Genomic DNA, 20,685 nt, shown 5'->3' on the forward strand with positions numbered 1-20,685 from the left:
GCGATGGCCGATGACGCTCTCCGGTTCGGGGTGTTGGGACCGTTGCAGTTGTGCGCCAACGGCACCGAGATTGCGCTGGGCCCGGCGAAGCAGCGAGCCGTGCTGGCCGCTCTGCTGATCAATCGAAATCGCACCGTTGCCATCGACTCGCTGATCGACGCGGCGTGGCAGCAGGACCCCCCGCCCGAGGCGCGGGCGAGCCTGCACGCGCACGTGTCTCGGCTTCGTCGACTGGTGGGCGGCGCCGCCGTTCTGGTCAGCGCCCAGCCGGGGTATCGGCTCAACGTGCCCGACGAGGCATGCGACGTCGGGCGCTTCGCAGTCGAGCAAAAGGCCGGAATCGAGGCGGCCGCGGCGGGCCGGTTCGAGCAGGCGAGCCGCCACCTGTCGGCCGCGTTGGCCGAGTGGCGCGGCCCGGTGCTGGAGGACTTGCGCGACTTCGAATTCGTGGAGGCCTTCGCCGCCGGTTTAGCGGAGGACAAGCTGGTGGCGCTGACCGCGCGTGCTGAAGCCGAGATCGCCTGCGGGCGAGTCCATTCGGTTATCGGTGAGCTCGAAGCGCTGGTTTCCGAGCACCCTTACCGAGAACCGTTGTGGGCACAGCTGATAACGGCCTACTACCTGACCGAGCGGCAATACGACGCGCTCGACGCGTACGGCCGGCTGAAGACGACGCTCGCCGACGAGCTGGGCATCGACCCGGGGCCCACCTTGCAAAGCCTGCACCAGCGGATCCTTCGCCAGGAGCCGCTCGACGTCAAACAGGTGGCCCGCGCGACGGCGACACGTGTTGTCGCGACTCTGCGTAGGCCTACCGAGGACTCACGCGACTCCGTCGTGGCGTACCTGCGCGATGCCGCCGGCGGTCGTCATCCGCTGCGCGGAGCGACGACCAGGATCGGCCGCCTTTCCGACAATGACATCGTCATCGAAGACGACACGGTCAGCCGCCACCACGCCGTGATCGTCGACACCGGAAACAGTTTCGTTATCACCGACCTGCAGTCCGCCAACGGCGTCGACGTCGCGGATCGACGGATCCGCACCAGCGCGACGCTGGCCGATGGCGACCGCATTTCCATCTGCGGCCACGAATTCACCTTCGAAATGTCTGAAACCTGAACAACTTCAGGCTTGGGAGGCCGCCTTCGGCCGGTCGGTGAGCTTCACGTCGCGCCCGGCGCCGGCCGCCATGGTCGCCGCCTCGCCCCGAGCCAGGCCGATGGTCGCAGCGATCACCACCACGGCGGCCACCGCCAGTAGCAACCAACCTGTGCCGTCGGCGTTCAAAGTCTCGGCCAGCACGGTGATTCCGAGCACCCCGGCGACGACGGGTTTGGCGACGATGATCGTCGGCAGCGACGCGGTGAGCGCTCCGGCGCGATAGGCCGATTGATGGATGATCATCCCGGCGACTCCGGTGAACAGCCAGGCATACAGCTCGGGCGTGCGCCACAGATCTCCCGCATGGTGTTCGATGACGTCGACGACCCCCTTCATCAGCACCGAGAACACCGCCAGCAACGAACCCGCCACCGCCGCCAACAGCAATGCCGCGGCCGGACGGTTCGACCAGATCCGGGCGCCCACCAAGAACAGCAGCAGCGGCGGGCCCATCACGATCGCCACCACCAGCCAGGCTGCGAGCGAGCCGCGCTCCTGGCCACCCGCCGGTTGCCCGACCGCGATCATGACCGCCAATGCCGCGGCCAGCACTATCGCCCACAGCCATTCGCCGCGGCTCACCCGATGACGGGTCACCCGCGCGTAGATCGGCAGCGCGAACAGCAGCGCCGTCACCTGAAGCGACATCACCAACAGCACCGATCCCTCGTCGAGGGCCCAGGCCAGCAGGAGGTAACTCGAGATGTCGCCCAAACCCCCTAGCCACCAACGCTTGTCGCGCAGCAACATGCCGAACAGCGTCAGATGACCGACCTGTTTTTCGGTGACCTCCTGCGCGGAGCGCTGCCGGATCACATTGCCGATCGCGGATGCCAGCGCGGCGCACAGGGCGAGCAGCACCGCCAGGTTCGTATCCGACATGGCATAACCTCCTCACCCGAACTCGTTCGCTGTTAGCTGGCTCGCCGTAGCGGACCCGCGCAGCAAGCTGCTGACTGGCTACCCACAAATCTAACCGCGACTCGTGGGAGGGGCGCGTCGACGGCTGCGCGGTCATCCTCAAAGCGGGAATTTCGTGCCGGTGAGCTGTTCGGACAGCTCCCAGAGCGCGGCGGCAGTGGTTGCGCGTCTGGCCGGCCAATTGCGCCAGGTCGGCTGGCTGCGGCCGTACAGGCCGAACCGAGGGCCGACGAACGTATCGCCCGCCAGGTCTTGCGATGCGGCGTACAACGTTTGCCGGGCGCCGAAGTCGGCGTCGGTGGACACGAGGCGGTCGACCGCCAACACCGCCGCATCGCCGAATTTGCGGCCGGAATTGCCCTGCAGGTTCGTATGCGACCAACCGGGGTGCGCGGCCAGCGCACGCAGCGGAGAACCGACCGCATCCAGGCGCCGCTGCAGCTCGCTGGTGAACAGCAGGTTGGCCAGCTTCGACTGACCGTAGGCCAGCCACGCCGAGTACGGCCGGGACTGCCAGTTCAGGTCTTTGCGGCTGATGTAGCCGATGTGATGCAGCAGCGAGGACACCGTCACCACGCGATCGGTCAGCCTGGGCAGCAACAGGTTGGTCAACGCGAAATGACCGAGGTGATTGGTGCCGATCTGGCCCTCGAACCCGTCGACGGTGGTCGCGCGCTTGGTCGCCATGATGCCGGCGTTGTTGACGAGTACGTCGACTTTGTCGACCTGGTCGGCGAAGTGTCGCACCGACGAGAGGTCTTGCAGGTCGAGCCGGCGCACCTCGACTTGGCCGGTCATTCGTGCGGCCGCGGCGTCACCCTTGTCGGTGTTGCGCACCGCCAGGATGACGTGGGCGCCGACCCGCGCCAACTCCCGCGCGGTCACCTCGCCCAGCCCGCCGCTGGCACCGGTGACGATGGCGGTCCGTCCCGAAAACGACGGCAAATTCGCCGCGGTCCAACCTGACATGGCAGCCACCCTAGCCGCGAAGCGGCAGGGGCCGTCCCGGGCAATGCTTTTGCTCCACCGCGACCGTGCGGAGATTCGCGTCGGCTCGCCCACATCGCCATCGCGGGTATCGTCGCGGAGATGGCCAGCGAAATCCCAAGTACGCGTTCCGGCCGGCGTGAGTCGGGGAGCCCCAGATGTATCTAGGGGTCATCGTCAATCCGCTTGCGCGCAAGAACCGTGCCGCGCGCCACGATGTCGCCGCCGACATGCGCCGCATCGTGGGCCCGTGGGGCGAGGTGCACGAAACCACCTCGGTGGAGGAGGTTCGCAATGCCGTCGGGCAGCTGTACCCGCGGGTCAGCCACCTGATCAGCGACGGTGGCGACGGTTCGCTGAACTGGTTGATCAACGAAACCCGGCACTGCGTCGACGATTCGGACCGCTGGCCGGCGTTTGTGCCGAGCAATGGCGGCAGCGTCAACGCCGTCGCGCGCAAGGCGCGGGTGCGAGGCCGGCCCGAAGCGGTTTTGCGCGCGCTGGTCGCCGCGGCCGAGGCGAATCAGCCTCCGCCGGAAACGTTTCTGGACACCCTGGCGCTCGACGGCGAAACCGCGGACGGCGCGAAGTTTTACCGGCTCTGCTTTGGCCTGGCCGCCGGGGGCGTCGGCAACCGGTTCTACGACAAGTACTACGACAACCACACGCATGGCCGGGCGGACGTCGTTCGGGTGATGGCCCGCTCGTTCGGCGACTATGTGACCAACAAGGTGGTCCCCGGACACTCGAAGAAGTCCAACTATGCGACCCGCCTGTTCGCGCCGACGCGCGCGCGTGTCGTGATCGACGGCGTCGAAGTCCCTACGCGGACACACACATTGCTGCACGCCGGCGCGATCGACCTCCACATCGGCGCAGGTTTCCGGCTCTTCCCGAAAGCGTCTGAACCCGGCGCGCTGCACTTCCAAGCGGGGTACCTGAGGCCGTCGAGGATCATCGCGCACCTGCCCGCGGCGCTCCGCAACGGAACGCTTCCCGGTGATCGGGTGCGGGATGTCAACGGCGAAGAGATGATCATCGAGGCCGAGGACGAGCCGCTGTCGCCGATCATCGACGGCGAGCGTTTCGACGGCATCGTCCGGCTCGTCGCCCGCGCCGGACCCCGAATCCGCATCGCACAGGTCGGTCGCCAACTACCGGCCGCGCTCGACGCGTCGCCGCTGCGTGACGCGGTGGCACGCGGAATCGATTCGCGGCGTTTGGAATCCTGACGACGGGCGCTACCGCTTGGCCTGGATGGTGCGCGTGATCTGGGCCGCGAGTTTGGGGTCGGTGAGCAGTTGGTCGACGAGCGTGGCGAGCACCTCTTGCCCAGTGACGCGGGCGACGCCCAGGCGGTCGGCGGCTTCTCGCTGCCAGATGTCGAGAGCTCGATGCTGGGCGGGCGTAAGGTCAACCGTTCGTCGGGTGCGGGGATTACGTGTGCGCCCGACCGCGAAGCGATCGGTCGGCGCCGCGGCCATGCGGTCCGGAGTGCTCATGGGGTGACTCTCTCGTCGTAGCCGGTAGCGGTTGATCAGTAAGTCAGTTTCAGTATATCCGTAGGTTCTGAGTCCTGCCCGGGTCGCGTCGCCGCTCCGCCTATCTCACGCACGCGTCGAATTGCGGTCGTCATTCGGCCGGCCTTAGGCGTGTTGGAAAAGCAACTCCGCAATAGCGGCGAATTTGCAAAGGGCCCCTTTCTGGACGGCTTATCCGAACGCCGTCATTGGCCGGCCGCACCCGGGCCGCGTCGTTGCGTACGGAACGTCGTATGTCCGTAGGTCAGTATCCGCGTATCGTTGCTCCACCAGCGTTTATCAAGGAGCTTGAGCGCACTGAACTACTGAAACCAGTATCCACATAAACAATTCCTGGCGACCTGGAAATTGCCCACGCTGTGGGATGCGTCACGCGCACCTGTGAAATCCGTGTGTGGCGTCGAAATGGCTTTGCGAGACACCGATTAACGGCGCTACCGTGAGTGAATTACGACGTAACCAGTTCTTCTTTTGATTTCGGCTAAATCGGGCCACCAACCTGGAAGGGGAGTGACTCCGTGACGGAGACCCTGATCGACTACCTGCAGATGTGGGAAGCGCGGAAACCGGACCAGACCCTCTTCCGGTTCGTCGATGCCGACGGCCACGAGCTCGAGCACTACACATTCCGGAGCTTCGCGGAGCGGACGCGCGAGCTGGCCGCCTACCTGTCCACCGAAGCCGGGCTCCGGCCGGGAGATCGAGCACTGCTGGTCTACACGCCCGGTCTGGAGATGGTGGCCGCGTTCTACGCCTGCGCGCGCCTCGGCGTCATCGCCGTCCCGGTAAGCCCCCCGCTTCCAATGGCGTTCGAGTCGGGGCTGGCGAAGCTCAGCTTCATCGCCCGGGACTGCCAAGCCAAGGTGGTGCTGTCGACCAAGCAACTCGAGTCCGACTTCCGTCAGCTGCTCGACCACCGGCAGGGCGCGATGCCTTGGCCTGACGCCGAGAGGCTTCCGGAGCTCCCGTGGGTCGCGACCGACGGGACGCGCAACTTCGGCGGCGCCCCTGTCGCCGACAGGCCCGGCCGAGTGCTCTTCCTGCAGTACACATCCGGTTCCACCAACGATCCCAAGGGTGTGGTGGTGACCCACGCCAACGTCATCGCCAACGCGTCGGCCTTCCCCGACAGCGAGGTGGTGGTCAGCTGGCTGCCGCAGCACCACGACATGGGCTTGATCTCCGCCTACCTGTTCATCGTGGTGATCGGTGGCAGCACGCACGCGATGTCACCGGAGGACTTCCTGAAGCGGCCCGCATCCTGGCTGCGGCTCATCAGCGAGGTGCGCGCCACCCGCACGCCCGCGCCGAACTTCGCGCTCGAGTACTGCCTGCGCGAGGACAAGCTTCCGGTGTCGCAGCTCGACGGCATCGATTTGAGCAGCCTCGAGTCGATGCTCATCGGGGCAGAGCCGTTGCGGGCCAAGACTTTTACCCGCTTCCGGGAGCGCTTCGCCCCCTATGGGCTGCGGCCCGACGCCGTCACCGGTGCCTACGGCCTGGCCGAAAACACCCTGATCGTGTCCGTGCGGGGGCGCCAGACGCTGGCCGTGAACAAGCGGGCGCTGCAACAGAACGTGGTTCGGGTCGAAAAGGCGCTGCCAGAGAACAACAACCAGGCCCCACTGGTGAGCAGCGGCAAGCCCGCCGAAGGGAACGTCGTTCGCATCGTCGACCCCGAGTCCCGGCAGGCGCTGGGCCAGGGCAAGGTCGGCGAGATCTGGTTGGACGGACCGTCCAAGGGGGGTGGCTATTGGCATCGCCCCGAGGCCAGCGCGGAAACCTTCGGCGCTCGCATCGTCGGCGATGACGAGCACACCTATTTGCGGACGGGCGATCTCGGCTTCCTCTACGAGGGCGAGCTGTTCGTCTGCGGGCGGACCAAGGACCTGATCATCGTCCGCGGCGTCAACTGCTACCCGTCGGACATCGAGGCCGTCGTCGAACGGTCCGCCCCGCAAGTCCGGCACGGCTGCGTCGCCGCGTTCGCGTTTGAACGCGAGGAGTCCGAGGGGTCCGAGGGGGAGGAAGCGCTGGTCGTGGTCGCCGAGGTGCGGGACGGAACCGACCTCCCGGACGGCAAGGCCCTGGCGCGAGCGATCCGCCGGCACGGCCACATCGATCCGCACACGATCGTGTTCGCGCCGCCGCGCAGCATCCCGAAGACCACCTCGGGAAAGATCAGGCGCTCGCAGACCCGCCAGCTGTGGCTGGACGGCAAGCTGCCCGCGCTGGCGACCTGGGTTAACCAGACGGCCCACCACACCCACAACAGGCCGGACGCCAGCGCGGGCCCCCTCGCACGCTTCCAAAACCTCATCGAGAGCTACGACCTCACCGGCTACGAAGATTGCTCCTTCGCCGATCTCGGGATCGACTCGCTGGCTCTGGCGGAGCTGCGCGCGGACCTACAGGCGCTACTGGAAGAGCACGGGGCGGGGGAGTTGGCCGACGAGGTCAACACGCGCCTGCTTCAGCGCCTGACCGTCGCCGAGTTCTTCCGGCTCATGCGGCAATTCGGTGATCGGTCCGGGCAGCCCGTGGAGGCACTGCGGCAGGCGCTGGATCAAATCTCCGCCAGGTACGAGGCGCAGGAGATCGAGCAGATGCGCGCCGATGCGCGGCTGCCCCTGCCGGCGCTGCCGATCGCGCAATCGGGCCCGGCGAGCGACATCCTGCTCACCGGGGCGACCGGATTCCTGGGGCCGTTCTTGGTGAACAGCCTGCTCGGCCAGACTTCCTACACGATCCACGCGTTGGTCCGCGCCACGGACGCGGCCCACGGGCTGGACCGCATCGTCGCCTCGCTGCGCCGCGCCCAGCTGTGGTCCCCGGCTTTGGAAGCCGAGGTCCGGGCGCGGGTGCGAGTGATCTGCGGTGACCTCGCCGAGCCCAACCTGGGCATCGGTGAGGCGGCCTTCCAGCGACTGGCCGAAAGCGTCGACGCGATCGTCCACAACGGCGCCTTGGTCAACTACGTCAGGACCTACGACGCGCTGCGAGCGGCCAATGTGATTGGCACACATGAGCTTTTGCGCCTGGCGATGACCGCTCACCGCAAGACCTTCCACCTGGTCTCCAGCACGTTCATCTACGGCTGGAGCACCGAGCCCGTGGTCGGGGAGTGGGATGCCAACACCAAGATGAGCGGCCTGGACTTCGGCTACTCACAGACCAAGTGGGTCGCCGAGCAGTTAGTCCTGGCAGCGCGGCGGCAAGGGCTCGACGTGCGCATCTTCCGGCCCTCGCTGATCTCGCCCACCCGCGCGGGTTTCGGCAGCGAGGACGACATCCTGGTGCGCCTGACCGCATTCATGATCGAGCACGGGGTGGCCGTCAACGCGCTCAACCAGCTCAGCATGCTGCCCGCGGACCTGATCGCCGATCACATCGTCGCCCTGATGGACCTCCCCGCCGAGGCCGGCAGCGTCTTCAACATGACCGCGGATGACTACTACAACCTGACCGACATCACGCGGATTCTGTCGGAACGCTACGGCTACCGCTTCGACTACTACGACATCCCGTCCTTCACCGAGCAGCTGAACCGCCGGTGCACGCCGCGCGATCAGCTCTATCCGCTGGTCGATTTCCTCACCCGCTCGGCGGACAAGATCGCGGCGATGCGGGAAAAGCGTTACGACAACACCCAATACCGGCACGCTCGCACGCTGGCCAAGGTCCATCTGCGGGAGCCGGCCCTGACGAAGACGGTCGAGAATCTCGTGCGGTTCTTGCGTCAGGAGTGCCTGATCACCGAGGCTGAGGGGGAGGCGCAACGCAGTGCGTAGCGGCGATCGCAAGGGCGGCGAAGCCGGGCGCAGCGGGTCGCCGCGTAATGATCATGACGTTGGGGGGTCCACCATGTTCACGGTCGACGACCAGGCGACGGGTCCACACGACGCATCCCTCGACCACGAGCGGATCGTCCTGCAGGCGCGTGACGTCGACTTCGACTGGGCGACGCTGCCGTTCTACTACGTGCCCAACGAGCCCTTCACCACCCACTTCTGCAACGTCCTGCACCTGCTGCTGCCGGCGGGCGAGGAGTTCATCGTCGAGGCGTTCAAGAGCACCCTGCCGCTGATCAAGGACGATCAGCTGCGGTTGGACGTGCAGGGGTTCATCAGCCAGGAGGCGATGCATTCCCAGGCGCACGCGGGGGTGCTCGGACACTTCGCGGCCAAGGGCATCGACGTGACACCGTTCACCGACCAGATGGCCTGGCTGTTCCAGCAACTCATCGGCGACCGGCCCCGGTGGAGCCGGCGACGACGGGAAAGCTGGTTGCTCGAACGGGTTTCGATGGTGGCGGCCCTCGAGCACTACACCGCCATCCTGGGTGAATGGATCCTCGACACGCCGCAACACGACGCCTTGGGCACCGACCCGGTGATGCTGGACTTGCTGCGCTGGCACGGCGCGGAGGAAGTCGAACACAAGGCCGTCGCGTTCGACACCATGAAGCATCTGCGCGCGGGCTACTGGCGGCAGGTGCGCACCCAGCTGCTGATCACGCCGGCGCTGTTGTGGTTGTTCGTCCGCGGCGTCCGGTTCATGTACTCCGTCGACCCGAACCTGCCGCCGGGGACCAAACCGCGCTGGCGGGACTACTTCCGCGCGGCGCGACGGGGTTTGGTACCCGGCCCGTTTGAGTTCCTGGGCGTCATCGGCGCGTACTACCGGCCGAGCTTTCACCCTTCCCAACTGGGTGGGGTGGGACGCGCGGTCGACTACTTGGCCAGATCGCCCGCCGCGCGGGCGTCGCACTGAGCCTTTCCGCGGAGAACTCGAGCATGACTTATACCAGCACCGTGACCGCCTCCGACGGGGTGGAGCTCGCCGTGCACGCGCACACCGGGATCGACCCCGAGCGGCCGACCATATTGGCGATCCACGGGTACCCGGACAACCACCACGTATGGGACGGAGTCGGCTGGGGACTCGCCGACCGGTACAACTTCGTCGCTTTCGACGTGCGTGGCGCCGGCGAATCCTCAACGCCGGCAGATCGATCGGGGTATCTGCTCACCCAGTTGGTCGATGACATCGGCTTGGTGATCGACAGCCTGGGCGTGGACGAGGTCCACCTGTTGGCCCACGACTGGGGATCGATTCAGGGCTGGGCCGCGGTCACCGACGACACGGTGATGGGCAAAATCGCCTCGTTCACGTCGATCTCCGGGCCGCACCTGAACTACGCGGGCCGCTTCCTGCGGTCGGCACGCACGCCCCGCGCCGTGTCCGACATCGTCAGACAGGTTCTGGCTTCGTCGTATATCTGGTTCTTTCTGTGCCCGGGTGCGCCCGAGCTGGCGATCCGATCCCGGGCGACCATGAAAGTCTTTGAGGCAGTGGAGCTTATCGGCCGCTCCGGGCGCCGCGGCCAACGGCGTGCGGCGTCGATCCGCTCGATCGACGACTACCTCAACGGGCTCAACCTGTACCGTGCCAACATGCCGGCGCCGATTTTGGCGCCGCCGGAGAAGCTGCCGCAGACCGAAGTCCCGGTGCAGGTGCTGGTGGCTCGCAAAGACTATTTCGTGACGCCTGCCCTGCAGCGGTTCACCGGCTCGATACCGCCCGAGGGCAGGATCGTCCCCATCGAGGGCGGCCACTGGGTGGTCGCCTCGCATCCCGACGTCGTCGCCCGGTATACCGGCGAGTGGGTCAAGCTGACCACCGGCGTTCGGCAGGCATAGGAAGTTGACTGTGGCAGAGAGCATTTGGGCGAGCAGACCCGCCGACCTCTACGGCCGCCGCAAGCGCGACCGGAGCTACACGGCGTTGTGGGGTGTGGGTTCACTCTTCGGCGGCTTCGCGTCGGCGTCGCGATGGACGCCGTCGCAGATATCGCCGGTGCAGCGGACCATCACCGCGACGGTGATCAAACGTGAGCTTCTCACGCCCGACGCGGTCGCGTTGACATTGGCCGATCCCCAAGGCGGATTGCTGCCGTCCTGGACTCCCGGCGCGCACATCGACGTTCGGCTGCCCTCGGGTCGCCGCCGCCAGTATTCGCTGTGCGGTCCGCCCGGCCGGCGCACCGACTACCGCATCGCCGTGCGCCGGATCGCCGACGGCGGCGGCGGTTCCATCGAAATGCACGACACGTTCGACGTGGGCGACACGCTGGAGTTCGAGGGCCCGCGCAACGCGTTCTATCTCGTCACCGACGAACGTGACATCTTGTTCATCATCGGTGGCATCGGGGTGACGCCCATCCTGCCCATGATCCGGCTGGCACATCAGCACGGAATCAACTGGCGCGCAATCTATGCCGGCAGGCGACGGGACCACATGCCGCTGCTGGACGAGTTGTTGGCGGTGGACGCGGACCGGGTCACCGTCTGGGCCGACGACGAGCGGGGCCGCTTCCCGACCACCGAGGAGCTGCTGGCCGGCGCGGGCCCTAGAACGGCCGTGTATATCTGCGCGCCAACCACCGTGCTCGAAGCGGTTCGTGCGGCCCGGGACGCTCACGTTGACGCGCCACTGCACTACGAGCGGTTCAGTCCGCCGCCAGTTGTCGACGGGGTCCCGTTCGAGCTGGAGTTGGCGCGATCCAATCGGGTGCTCAGCGTGCCGGCGAATCGGTCGGCGCTGGCCGTCATGCTCGACCGCGAACCGGCGACCGCGTATTCGTGCCAGCAGGGGTTCTGCGGGACATGCAAGGTCAAAGTGCTTGGGGGACAGGTCGATCGTCGGGGACGCGGTGCGGAAGGCGACGACGAAATGCTGGTCTGCGTGTCCCGGGCGAAAAGTGACCGCGTGGTGATCGACGCCTGACGGCCGGCTACGACCCGGTCGTCCCCGTCGTGCCGTACAGCAGCCCGCGTTGGCCGCCCAGTCCGCCGTGATTGGCGCCCGCGGGGTTGCCGTTGCCGCCGTCGCCGCCGTTGCCGATCAGCACAGAGCTGCCACCGGCGCCGCCGACACCGATACCCGTCCCGCTCGGGCTGCCCGCATCGCCGCCGCGGCCGCCGTCTCCGAACACCAGGCCACCGCGCCCGCCCAGACCGCCCGGGCCGCCGTTCTGATTGCCTCCCGCGATCGCGCTTCCGCCGTGACCGCCGGCACCGCCGTTGCCGAAGAGCCCAATCGCGTTGCCGCCGTTACCACCTGCCGCGCCGGGTTCGAAGGTCACCAGGGGATTACCGCCGTTACCGCCGGCACCACCGTTGCCCCATAGCAACCCACCGTTGCCACCGTCGGCCCCGGCTATCAATGCCGAACTGCCGCCGGCGCCCCCGTTGCCGATCAGGCCGACACCACCGCCCGGACCGGGAGCGAGGACGAAGTGCGTGGTGCCGATCACGAAGTCCGTGCCGGGCCCACCGTTGCCGCCGTTGCCGTAGAAGAATCCGCCGGTCCCGCCGCCTACCGACGTCCCGCCGTTGCCGCCGTTGCCGACGAAATAGGCGGTGCCGGGCACGCCCCCGATGGCCGCGCCCATCCCGCCACTGCCGGCGTTGCCGATCAGTCCGGCGTTGCCGCCGTGGCCGCCGGAACCGGTGGGGACCGTGTTGGTCACGCCCAGGGTGCCGCTGGCGCCGCCGTCGCCGCCGTCGCCGAACAACGAGAAGGCGGTGCCCCCCGCACCGCCGTTGCCGTTGACGAGGAGGCCGCTGCCACCCGCGCCGCCCTTGCCTCCGTTGGTGAGGATCCCGAAGGCGTTGCCGCCGTTGCCGCCCTGACCGCCGCCGCCGTTCGTGTTGTTGTCGGAGCCGCCGGCGCCGCCGTTGCCGCCGCCGCCGAACAGTCCGCCGGTGCCGCCGTTGCCGCCGTTGCCACCGGAAAAGTTGGCCAAGGGATTGTTCGCGCCCGCCCCGCCGTCGCCGCCGCGACCCCACAGCAGCCCGGCGGCGCCGCCGTTACCGCCGGCCTGCCCGGTTCCCGCCGCGCCGGACCCGCCGTTGCCACCGTTGCCGATCAAGATGCCGGCATCGCCGCCGTTCAGGCCGCTACCCGCGGGTGCGTTGGCGCCGTCGCCGATCAGCGGCCGTCCCAGCAGGGCCTCCGTGGGGGCGTTGATCACGGCCAGGAGGTCTTGCTCAAGGGTCTGCAGCGGCGTGGCGTTGGCGGCCTCGGCCGCCGCGTACGCTCCTGCACCGGCCGTCACCGCGCGCACGAACTGGTCATGAAACGCGGTCGCCTGCGCAGCGACCGCCTGGAAGGCCTGGCCGTGCCCGGCAAACAAAGCCGCGACTTCCGCCGACACCTCGTCGGCGCCCGCGGCCAGCATTTGTGTCGTCGCGGCGGCCGCCGCGGTGTTGGCCGAGCTGATCGCGGAACCGAGGCGGGAAAGATCGGTTGCCGCGGCTGTGATCGCCTCCGGCGCGGCTACCAGATATGACATCGGTCCTCCGTGGCAAATAGTTCGTGAACGGCGAGCGCGAGCCCGCCGGGCGAAAGACCGGCAGAGCGTATCACGATTTATACGCGCTTTCCCGGTTTCTAGCAGCCCCTTTGGCTCCGAGCGGCGCCGGACCCCGGCCTTGGTCACTCTGTGCGCGACGCGGCTGCCGAGCGCGATGGCGAACTTTCCGAGAAGACGTTTCGAACACGCGTGCGATGGTTATCTCTAGTGCATGACTGACGACACGCAACAGGCGCCGCGCGAGACTCCCGAGAAGGAGAGGTCCGAGTGGGTAACGGGCGGCGAGCCGATGACGGGACCCCAGCGCAGCTACCTACATACGCTGGCCCAGGAGGCCGGTCGCGACGTTCCCGACGACATGACGAAAGCGCAAGCCTCCGAGCTGATCGACGAATTGCAACAGCAGACGGGACGGGGCGCCGACTAGCCGGCCGGCCGACTGCGGACGGTCGGCGTCTGTTGATCGCCTTCCTTGCGGGTGAGGTCGCGGAACCTGACGCTGACTCGCTGAAATCCCTTCACGCGCTCGGCTTTTGCCCTCTTGGCGTAGGTCTTCCGGTCGGCCTCAGTGAGATCCGCGTCCTCGACGAACGGGGTGAGCAACGCGCGCGGGTATAGCCGCTCCACGAGAACGACGTTTATCTCGGCGCACAGGACCAGCGTCGTCGAGACGAGGTACAGGAAGGCCAGCAGCCCCAGCACCAAAGCGAAGACGCTGTTGGTCGCGCTGGCCGTCTTGACCGTGTGCGCGACGTAACCGGCGCCGAACCGTTGCAGGACCTGCCAAATGAGCGCCGCCGCAAGCGCTCCCGGCCAAACCTGACGGTAGCTGAGCTGGCGGGCGGTGGTCACGCGAAACGCCACCAGGCAGATCAGCCCGTTGATGGCGATGGCGGCGAGCGTGAGGCCGAACTTCCCGACGAATCCTAGGGAGCCCGTGGCTTGGCCGATCGCGGACAGGACGGTGGACGCGACGGCAGCCGAACCGAGAACCAACAACAACAGCGCGCTGCGCACGCGCGACAGTATTGGGTTGGGGCGCTTGTTCCTTGGCACGGCCCACACCGAGTCCATCGCGTTCTGTACCGCCTGGCCGACGCCCAGGCCGCCATAGAGTGCTCCCGCGATGCCGACGACCACCGCGACGGTCCCGCCGCTGAGCCCCTCGGGCTGATGCAATTGGCTTCCGATGACGGGGAATTGGCTCAATGTGCTGTGCAGCACCTGCTCCTGCAGGTCGGGGCGTCCGGCCAGAATTACCCCCAGCCCGGTCGTCAGCAGGAGCAGCAGTGGAAACAGCGACACGAACCCGTAATAGGTGATCAAGGCGGACAGATAGCCGCCTTGGTCGTCCAGGTATTTGTAGATGACGGCGATAGTTACGCCGACGGGGCGGTTCCGCCGCTGCAGCCTGTCCAGCCAGCCGACCATGCGTGCTCACTTCATTTCTGAAAGCCGACACCCAACCGATGGGATGACCAGGTCATACCCAGATTCTTGGGGGGTCAATCCACCGCCCTGGCTGTTCGCTGGCTTCGTGCGGCCCCACTGTTGGTGGTCGCAGCGAGCCGGGGCCGGATGGTGAACTTATTACGTTGGCGCACAAGCGATTCCCGATCCGCCGCCCCGGCCATGCGCCGATTGCCGTTGGCCTTGAGAGCACATAGACTTTTGCCGTCGGTATGCCCGCATGACTTCCCTGAGGCCCGCCGGCTCAAACGGAGGGATCGGCTGATGGCCAAAGTCTTGTTCGTCATGACCGCAACAAGTTTCTGGACCCTCAAGGACGGGACCAGGCACCCGACGGGTTACTGGGCCGAGGAGTTCGCCGCCCCGTACAGCGCGTTGAGCGGCGCCGGCCACGAAATCGTGGTGGCGACTCCCGGTGGCGTGGTGCCCTATGTGGACGTGATGAGCCTGCGTCCCGCAATGGCCGGCAGCGAGGAGATCGCCCGCCAGCTCGAAGAGATCCTGCGGTCCGCCGAAGAGTTGCGCAGGCCAATCGAACTGGCCGACGCCCGCCTGGATGACTACGACGCGGTGTATTACCCCGGCGGGCACGGCCCCATGGAGGACCTGTGGCGGGACGCCGACTCGGGCCGGCTGCTCACCGCCGCGCTCGCGTCGGGTAAACCCCTCGCCATCGTGTGCCATGCGCCGGTCGCCATGCTGGCCACCCGGCGCAACGGCGTCTCGCCCTTCGCCGGCTACCGGGTCACCGCCTTCACCAACGACGAGGAGGACGGTGTCGGCTTGCGTGAGACGGCGCCCTGGACGGCCGAGGACGAATTGGTGAAGATGGGCGTCGACTTCGTCCGCGGCGAGATCTGGAAGCCTTTCACCGTCGTCGACCGAAACCTGTACACCGGGCAGAACCCCGCCTCGGCGGGGCCGCTCGCGCAGGAGTTGCTCAAGGTCCTCAAATAGGAGTCCTCAATTGGGCGCGGATGCGAGCGCTCGGCCGTCGACGTCCGCGGCCGGTCCGCCCGACGCGCGGTGCCGGCGACCCCACCGCCGTCCCACGCTCAGCCACAGCAGCGATGCGACCGCAGCCGCCGTCACCACCCACAACCCCGTCACGGCGGACCAGCCCAGGCGCGCGTGGCCAAGCGTGAGCAGGTACGGCACCGCAAAACCCAGGTAACTCAACGCTTGATAGGCGGACGTCGCGACCCCGAGCCGGGCCGGCTCGGCCACGCGTTGGATGTCGGCCAGGCCCGCGAACTGGGTGACGCCATACGCGGCACCCAGCACCGCCGCGGCGATCAGCACCGCCCACACGCTGGACGCGGACGCGGACCATACGGCGACGATCAACGCGCCGACGGCGATCAGCATGGCCGGCGTGAGGATGCCGGTTCGGGCGTCGGGGCGCAGGCGGGCGCCCAGCGGCTGGACGAGCACCCCGGCCAGCGCCGGGATGGCTGTCGCGACCGCGGCGAAGGTCAACGGTTGCGAACCCGCCCGGTCTGCGACGAGAGCCGGCAGGTAGGCCAGCGCGATGGCGGCGGTCCCGAATACCCAGGGCGCGAAGGGCGCTGACACCGCCAGCAGATGCTTCGCCAGCGACTCCTCGCGATCGGCACGGCTTTCGGTGCGTGCCGTCGGCGCCACGCCGCCCGATGCGTCGCCGCCGGCTCGGTTTACCGCGAAGAGCGCCAGCACCGAGAGTGCGATCTGCGGCACGTAGGGCCACAGCTCGGGACGTGAAACCTGTTGCGCGATAAGCCCCGCGACCAACGGGCCCCCGCCGAAGCCGATCGTCATCGCGATCGTCGCGCGCCGGGCCCCCGCCTGGTGATGAGCGTGCGACGACGACAGCTCCTTGATCCACGCGGCACCGGTGCCGAACGCCAGGCCGCTGCTGATCCCGGCCAGCAGACGCCCCGGGAACAGGAGGCCATGCCGCGCCGACCCCGCCATCAGGACGGCCGAGGCGGCCAGTGACACCACCAACGCCGTCGTCACCACGACGCGGCGCCCGGCCCGGTCCGACCACCGGCCACCCACCAGGAGCGCCGGGACCAGACCCACCGCGTAGAGCCCGAACATCACCTCCGTCGCCGCCACGGAGACGCCGCGCTGCTGATACAGCACGATCAGGGGTGCGAATTGGTTTGCGCCCCAACCGATTGCTGCGACGGCGACGGCGGGCCGCAGCCAGTCCTTCTTGTGGGTTCTCCGAGTCATGCCCCCAGCATCAGGCCGACGCCAACGAGACACCAGTGGCCGATATGACACAAACCGTACAATTTCGGTCATGGCCCATGTTGTAGCGATCGCACTGAGCAACCAGGTGCCGATCTTCGAGCTCGCGGCGCCGTGCGCGATCTTCGGCACCAACCGGTCGGACCTGACAGGGGGCTGGTACGAGCTGAGGGTGTGCAGCCCATTCGAGGGCGCGCGGGTGGACCAGTGGTTCACCGCGGCGACGCCCTATACCTACGCCGACCTCGTGGCCGCCGACACCGTCGTCGTTCCCGCCTGTCACGACGACGCCCTGGAGCCGCCGCGCGATCTGGTGGACGCGATCAGGGAGGCGGCCCGGCGGGGTGCCCGGGTTGCGTCCATCTGCACCGGCGCTTTCGTCCTCGCGGCAGCCGGTCTCCTCGATGGCCGGCGCGCGGCGACCCACTGGATGCATGCGGGCACGCTTGCCGAGCGCCACCCACGGATCCGAGTGGACTCGGCGGCCCTGTACGTCGACGAGGGCGACGTGCTCACCTCGGCGGGGAAATCCGCCGGCACCGACCTGTGTCTGCACATTGTGAGACAGGATTACGGCGCGACGGTTGCCAATCAGGTCGCGCGACGGTTGGTGGCGCCGCCGCACCGCGAAGGGCACCAGCGCCAGTATGCGGACCCGATACCCGAGACCGCGAGCAATGACGTCGTCGGCGACACGATGGATTGGGTGCTAACGCATCTCGACGAGCCCCTGACCGTCGAGGGGCTCGCCCGACGATCCGGCGTGAGCGTGAGAACCCTTCACCGGCAACTGGTTACGCGGACCGGAAGCAAGCCCCTCGACTGGCTGAACAGCCAACGCGTGCGTCGAGCACAACAGCTCCTCGAAACCACCGACTTACCCGTCGAGCGCGTCGCGACCGACTGCGGCTTCGGCAGCGCCGCCACGCTGCGACGGCACTTCCGGGACACGCTTGCCACGACTCCGGACGCCTACCGCCGGACCTTCACCACCGCCGGGTGACCTGAAAATCGCGAAAATGCCGGTAAACACGCGTGCGGAGCGATTAAATCGGTAGGCATACCGCAGGAGGAGGACCGACATGGCCGAAGCAAGGGACCTTCGAACGCGTTGCGCCATCGGGGCGTTCGCACTCGCGCTGGCGGGACTGCCGGCGATCGCGATCGCCGCGCCGGCGATCAGCAGGGCCGACGATCCGCCCCCCTGCGCGCCGGGGTGGGCGTGGAGCGTCGACTTGAATCAATGCGTGTTCGTGCTCCCCGCCGCAAATGGGCCCGGCGGCCCGGGCGGGCCCGGCGGTCCGGGTGGCCCGGGCGGCCCCGGCGGGCCTGGGCTACCAGGCAGTCCCGCCGGACCGGGCGGCCCCGGCCGGCACTAGCCCGGCACTGCGTTTGCGCGTGAGTCCTGGGCTTTCCGTGTGCATCCTGGGCGGGAAAGCGGCCGAAATCCGGCCCTGGGTACCCACGCAAAGCCGCCAGCGCACACTGGCGCGGCGACCAAGGTCATACTGGGCGGATGACGTCAGCTCAGCGCCGCGGGCTCAACGATGCGGTCACCCGGATGTGGAGCTTCCTTGCCCCGGCCTACGACCTGCCCTTTCTGCAGCGGTGGGTGTACCGCCCGCCACACGACGAGGTGATCGCGCAACTGCGCGCCCACAACTGCCGCAAGATCGCCGACATCGCTTGCGGCACAGGAATTCTCAGTGATCGAATCGAGCGTGAACTGCATCCCGACGAGATCTACGGCGTCGACATGTCCGACGGCATGCTGGCCCAGGCGCGCGCCCGGTCCGACCGGGTGCAGTGGCGGCGCGGCCCGGCCGAGCAGCTGCCCTTCGCCGACGGGGCCCTCGACGCCGTCGTGACGACGTCGGCCTTTCACTTCTTCGACCAACCCGCGGCGCTGCGGGAATTCCATCGCGTGCTGGGCTCCGGCGGGCTGGTGGCCGTCTCGGCCCTGAGCACGCGGCAACCGATGCTGCAGGCGCCCGCAACCAATCGGTGGAAACCACAGCACAACGCGTCGCCGGCCGAGATGCGGACTTTGTTCGAGGACGCCGGGTTCACCATCAGCGATCAACACCGCATTCAACGGCCGCTGTGGACGCGGGTCGTGTCGGACCTGATCACCGTCGGCACCAAGAGCTAGCCGCGCCGCCGGGCGAGGATTTCCCGAAGGGTGGGCAACGTTCGCTGGTCCTTGGGTCGGTTCGCTGCCTGTTTTGACCGGATGACGTCACCGAGCGACGCGATGCGCACGTTTACTCCATAGAGCGGCGCCTGGACCGCGTCTCGGCGCAAATCACGGTATCCGCCTGTGCCAGAAGGCTTAAAGGTTATGTCGAGATCGCCGGCGTCGGTTGTGAGGTTCCAAGTTTGCGCGCCGGCCAGTGTTTCGCCGTCACAGCTGAAAGGCAGGCCGCTCGGCTCGGACTCGCTGCGGACCCTTGCGTTGAGTTCGCGTAGGGCAGCGGCGAGGTTGTCGACATTTCGCCGGCCGATGTCGGGGGCGATATCGGCGTCCTCGGTGGGAAAGGGAGAACCGTGGTAGACCGCGGCGAGGCCGCCGATGAGGACGTAGGCGACTTTGTTTCGGTGCAGGGCCCCAAGCATGCGAGGCAAGTCGAGTTCCAACTCAATCCCGTCCCGCCTGTCGCAGCGCCGCGAGTTGCCGGGCCACCCGGGCGTGGCGATCCATCCGTTCCTGGCCACTCAGCCCCGCCAGCCGCGTCGCCTGGGCGATGTCGCTGTCATCGCGCGGTACGAGCATGAGCTCGAGATCGAAGCCGCACAAGCGCGTCAGCCGACGGACATCGTCGAGGCTGATGGCGGTCCGGCCGGATTCCCAACGCGCGATTGCGGATTGGGTCGTGCCGGCTCGGGTCGCCAACTCGGCCTGTGTAAGGGCGGCGCGGCGCCGAGCCTCGTGGACCAGATCACCGCCGTAAGAAGTCATGCCATATTATAGCAGTTCTGCTATATCATCGACCGCGGGCTGCTCGGCCAGTCACAATGCCACACAGTGGTCGTCGAGCACGCCAGGAGCGCAAATGAAGTTCGCCTTCCCGCTACCGCACATGCTGCGCCTCAAGGCGATCACCCAGCCCTGGGAGGCCGGCGTCACCGGCGCCGATCAGACCCGAATGGCCAAGCGCGCCGAGGCGATGGGCTACGACATGATCGCGATCCCCGAGCACTACGTCATCCCCACCGACCACGTCGAACTCTCGGGCCCGCATTACCTTTCCTCGACCGTCGCGCAGGCCTACATCGCGGGAGCCACCGACCGGATCCGGCTGAATTCGTGCGTCACGATACTGCCGCTGCAACATCCGATCGTGCTCGCCAAGGCGCTGGCGACCGCCGACTGGATGAGCAGTGGGCGGATGATGGTGACCTTCGGAATCGGTTGGCTCGAGCGCGAATTCGACTTCCTCGGCGTGCCCTTCCGCGAACGCGGCCGCATCGCCGACGAGTACCTCGAGGCGATCATCGAGCTGTGGACCAGCGACTCGCCCCGTTTCGAGGGCCGTTACGTCGCGTTCCGCGACATGGCTTTCGAGCCCAAACCCGTTCAGAAACCGCATCTTCCGGTATGGATCGGGGGCGACGCCGACGCCGCGCTGAAGCGCGCGGCGCGATTCGCCTCCGGGTGGTGGCCGTTTCTGACCCCGCCGGAAAAGATTTCCGAGCGGCTCGAGTTCATCAAGGGTCAACCCGCCTACGACGGGCGCCCGTTCGAGGTGATGCACGGGCTGGGCACCAACCGCGTCGGCGAGGGACATCGCGCCGTCAACGATCCACACGCGCGTCCCGGCATGGGCGCGCAGGAGATCGTCGACCGCCTCAATTGGCTCGCCGAGCAGGGGGTGACCTTCAGCGCGGTGCCCGTTCCCGCCGTCCGCGGGGCCGACGAGTACCTCGACTACGCCCAGTGGGTCATCGAGGAGATCAAACCCAAAGTGGCCTAGGCTCAACGGA

The 20,685-nt window shown here is 67.6% G+C and carries 19 protein-coding genes and 2 pseudogenes; 12 read left to right on the top strand and 9 right to left on the bottom strand.

Annotated features, from left to right (window positions below; all coding sequences use genetic code 11):
- Positions 1 to 3 precede the first annotated feature (3 nt).
- On the top strand, positions 4 to 1,122 hold the full coding sequence (locus tag AC5Y4S_RS18495) for a BTAD domain-containing putative transcriptional regulator (protein WP_500034135.1): 1,119 nt from the start codon (positions 4 to 6) through the stop codon (positions 1,120 to 1,122).
- A gap of 6 nt (positions 1,123 to 1,128) precedes the next feature.
- On the opposite strand, the gene AC5Y4S_RS18500 is transcribed toward AC5Y4S_RS18495, so the two are convergent.
- Together AC5Y4S_RS18500 and AC5Y4S_RS18505 are read right to left on the bottom strand one after the other, a co-directional pair.
- Complete coding sequence (locus tag AC5Y4S_RS18500; protein ID WP_500034136.1) at positions 1,129 to 2,046, bottom strand: DMT family transporter; 918 nt, start codon at positions 2,044 to 2,046, stop codon at positions 1,129 to 1,131.
- Positions 2,047 to 2,184: 138 nt separating this feature from the next.
- Complete coding sequence (locus AC5Y4S_RS18505; RefSeq protein WP_500034137.1) at positions 2,185 to 3,054, bottom strand: oxidoreductase; 870 nt, start codon at positions 3,052 to 3,054, stop codon at positions 2,185 to 2,187.
- Positions 3,055 to 3,230: 176 nt separating this feature from the next.
- Here AC5Y4S_RS18505 and AC5Y4S_RS18510 point away from each other — a divergent pair, with 176 nt between their 5' ends.
- Complete coding sequence (locus AC5Y4S_RS18510) at positions 3,231 to 4,304, top strand: diacylglycerol kinase family protein (RefSeq protein WP_500034138.1); 1,074 nt, start codon at positions 3,231 to 3,233, stop codon at positions 4,302 to 4,304.
- Between the two features lie 9 nt (positions 4,305 to 4,313).
- Here AC5Y4S_RS18510 and AC5Y4S_RS18515 read toward each other — a convergent pair whose 3' ends face one another.
- A complete protein-coding gene (locus AC5Y4S_RS18515; RefSeq protein ID WP_500034139.1) occupies positions 4,314 to 4,574 on the bottom strand; it encodes a hypothetical protein in 261 nt (86 codons plus the stop codon).
- 587 nt (positions 4,575 to 5,161) lie between these two features.
- Here AC5Y4S_RS18515 and AC5Y4S_RS18520 point away from each other — a divergent pair.
- From AC5Y4S_RS18520 to AC5Y4S_RS18535, 4 genes are all read left to right on the top strand, one after another.
- Entirely contained in the window at positions 5,162 to 8,404 is a 3,243-nt protein-coding gene (locus AC5Y4S_RS18520) for a thioester reductase domain-containing protein (protein ID WP_500034609.1), read from the top strand.
- A 73-nt stretch (positions 8,405 to 8,477) separates the two neighbouring features.
- Positions 8,478 to 9,386 (top strand): metal-dependent hydrolase, encoded by a 909-nt coding sequence (locus AC5Y4S_RS18525; protein ID WP_500034140.1) that lies wholly within the window; start codon positions 8,478 to 8,480, stop codon positions 9,384 to 9,386.
- Between the two features lie 23 nt (positions 9,387 to 9,409).
- On the top strand, positions 9,410 to 10,315 hold the full coding sequence (locus AC5Y4S_RS18530) for an alpha/beta fold hydrolase (protein WP_500034141.1): 906 nt from the start codon (positions 9,410 to 9,412) through the stop codon (positions 10,313 to 10,315).
- 4 nt (positions 10,316 to 10,319) lie between these two features.
- Positions 10,320 to 11,402 (top strand): PDR/VanB family oxidoreductase, encoded by a 1,083-nt coding sequence (locus tag AC5Y4S_RS18535; RefSeq protein ID WP_500034142.1) that lies wholly within the window; start codon positions 10,320 to 10,322, stop codon positions 11,400 to 11,402.
- 328 nt (positions 11,403 to 11,730) lie between these two features.
- On the opposite strand, the pseudogene AC5Y4S_RS18540 reads toward AC5Y4S_RS18535, so the two are convergent.
- Both AC5Y4S_RS18540 and AC5Y4S_RS18545 read right to left on the bottom strand, forming a co-directional pair.
- Positions 11,731 to 11,967, bottom strand: a pseudogene (locus tag AC5Y4S_RS18540) (PE family protein); the annotation flags it as partial.
- Positions 11,968 to 12,750: 783 nt separating this feature from the next.
- A pseudogene (locus AC5Y4S_RS18545) lies at positions 12,751 to 12,972 on the bottom strand (PE domain-containing protein); the annotation flags it as partial.
- 232 nt (positions 12,973 to 13,204) lie between these two features.
- On the opposite strand from AC5Y4S_RS18545, the gene AC5Y4S_RS18550 reads away from it, so the two are divergent.
- The gene (locus AC5Y4S_RS18550; protein WP_500034143.1) at positions 13,205 to 13,420 is read left to right on the top strand and encodes a DUF3072 domain-containing protein; all 216 of its coding nucleotides are present in this window, start codon (positions 13,205 to 13,207) and stop codon (positions 13,418 to 13,420) included.
- On the opposite strand, the gene AC5Y4S_RS18555 is transcribed toward AC5Y4S_RS18550, so the two are convergent.
- On the bottom strand, positions 13,417 to 14,424 hold the full coding sequence (locus AC5Y4S_RS18555) for a YihY/virulence factor BrkB family protein (RefSeq protein WP_500034144.1): 1,008 nt from the start codon (positions 14,422 to 14,424) through the stop codon (positions 13,417 to 13,419). The two genes, AC5Y4S_RS18550 and AC5Y4S_RS18555, sit on opposite strands and share 4 nt — an antisense overlap.
- Before the next feature lie 303 nt (positions 14,425 to 14,727).
- Between AC5Y4S_RS18555 and AC5Y4S_RS18560 the strand changes: the two genes are divergently transcribed.
- On the top strand, positions 14,728 to 15,420 hold the full coding sequence (locus AC5Y4S_RS18560; RefSeq protein ID WP_500034145.1) for a type 1 glutamine amidotransferase domain-containing protein: 693 nt from the start codon (positions 14,728 to 14,730) through the stop codon (positions 15,418 to 15,420).
- Positions 15,421 to 15,426: 6 nt separating this feature from the next.
- Here AC5Y4S_RS18560 and AC5Y4S_RS18565 read toward each other — a convergent pair whose 3' ends face one another.
- On the bottom strand, positions 15,427 to 16,683 hold the full coding sequence (locus AC5Y4S_RS18565; protein ID WP_500034146.1) for an MFS transporter: 1,257 nt from the start codon (positions 16,681 to 16,683) through the stop codon (positions 15,427 to 15,429).
- Between the two features lie 70 nt (positions 16,684 to 16,753).
- On the opposite strand from AC5Y4S_RS18565, the gene AC5Y4S_RS18570 reads away from it, so the two are divergent.
- From AC5Y4S_RS18570 to AC5Y4S_RS18580, 3 genes are all read left to right on the top strand, one after another.
- Complete coding sequence (locus AC5Y4S_RS18570) at positions 16,754 to 17,704, top strand: GlxA family transcriptional regulator (protein WP_500034147.1); 951 nt, start codon at positions 16,754 to 16,756, stop codon at positions 17,702 to 17,704.
- Between the two features lie 79 nt (positions 17,705 to 17,783).
- Entirely contained in the window at positions 17,784 to 18,080 is a 297-nt protein-coding gene (locus AC5Y4S_RS18575) for a hypothetical protein (RefSeq protein WP_500034148.1), read from the top strand.
- 137 nt (positions 18,081 to 18,217) lie between these two features.
- Positions 18,218 to 18,853 carry a class I SAM-dependent methyltransferase gene (locus AC5Y4S_RS18580; protein WP_500034149.1) on the top strand — a complete coding sequence of 212 codons (636 nt, stop codon included), beginning with the start codon at positions 18,218 to 18,220 and terminating at the stop codon, positions 18,851 to 18,853.
- Here AC5Y4S_RS18580 and AC5Y4S_RS18585 read toward each other — a convergent pair.
- Both AC5Y4S_RS18585 and AC5Y4S_RS18590 read right to left on the bottom strand, forming a co-directional pair.
- Entirely contained in the window at positions 18,850 to 19,317 is a 468-nt protein-coding gene (locus AC5Y4S_RS18585) for a hypothetical protein (RefSeq protein WP_500034150.1), read from the bottom strand. The two genes, AC5Y4S_RS18580 and AC5Y4S_RS18585, sit on opposite strands and share 4 nt — an antisense overlap.
- Before the next feature lie 22 nt (positions 19,318 to 19,339).
- Positions 19,340 to 19,660: a helix-turn-helix transcriptional regulator gene (locus AC5Y4S_RS18590; RefSeq protein ID WP_500034151.1), complete on the bottom strand. Its 321-nt coding sequence runs from the start codon at positions 19,658 to 19,660 to the stop codon at positions 19,340 to 19,342.
- 94 nt (positions 19,661 to 19,754) lie between these two features.
- Here AC5Y4S_RS18590 and AC5Y4S_RS18595 point away from each other — a divergent pair, with 94 nt between their 5' ends.
- Positions 19,755 to 20,675: a TIGR03619 family F420-dependent LLM class oxidoreductase gene (locus AC5Y4S_RS18595; RefSeq protein WP_500034152.1), complete on the top strand. Its 921-nt coding sequence runs from the start codon at positions 19,755 to 19,757 to the stop codon at positions 20,673 to 20,675.
- Positions 20,676 to 20,685 lie beyond the last annotated feature (10 nt).

The organism is Mycobacterium sp. NGS64 (assembly GCF_059812245.1).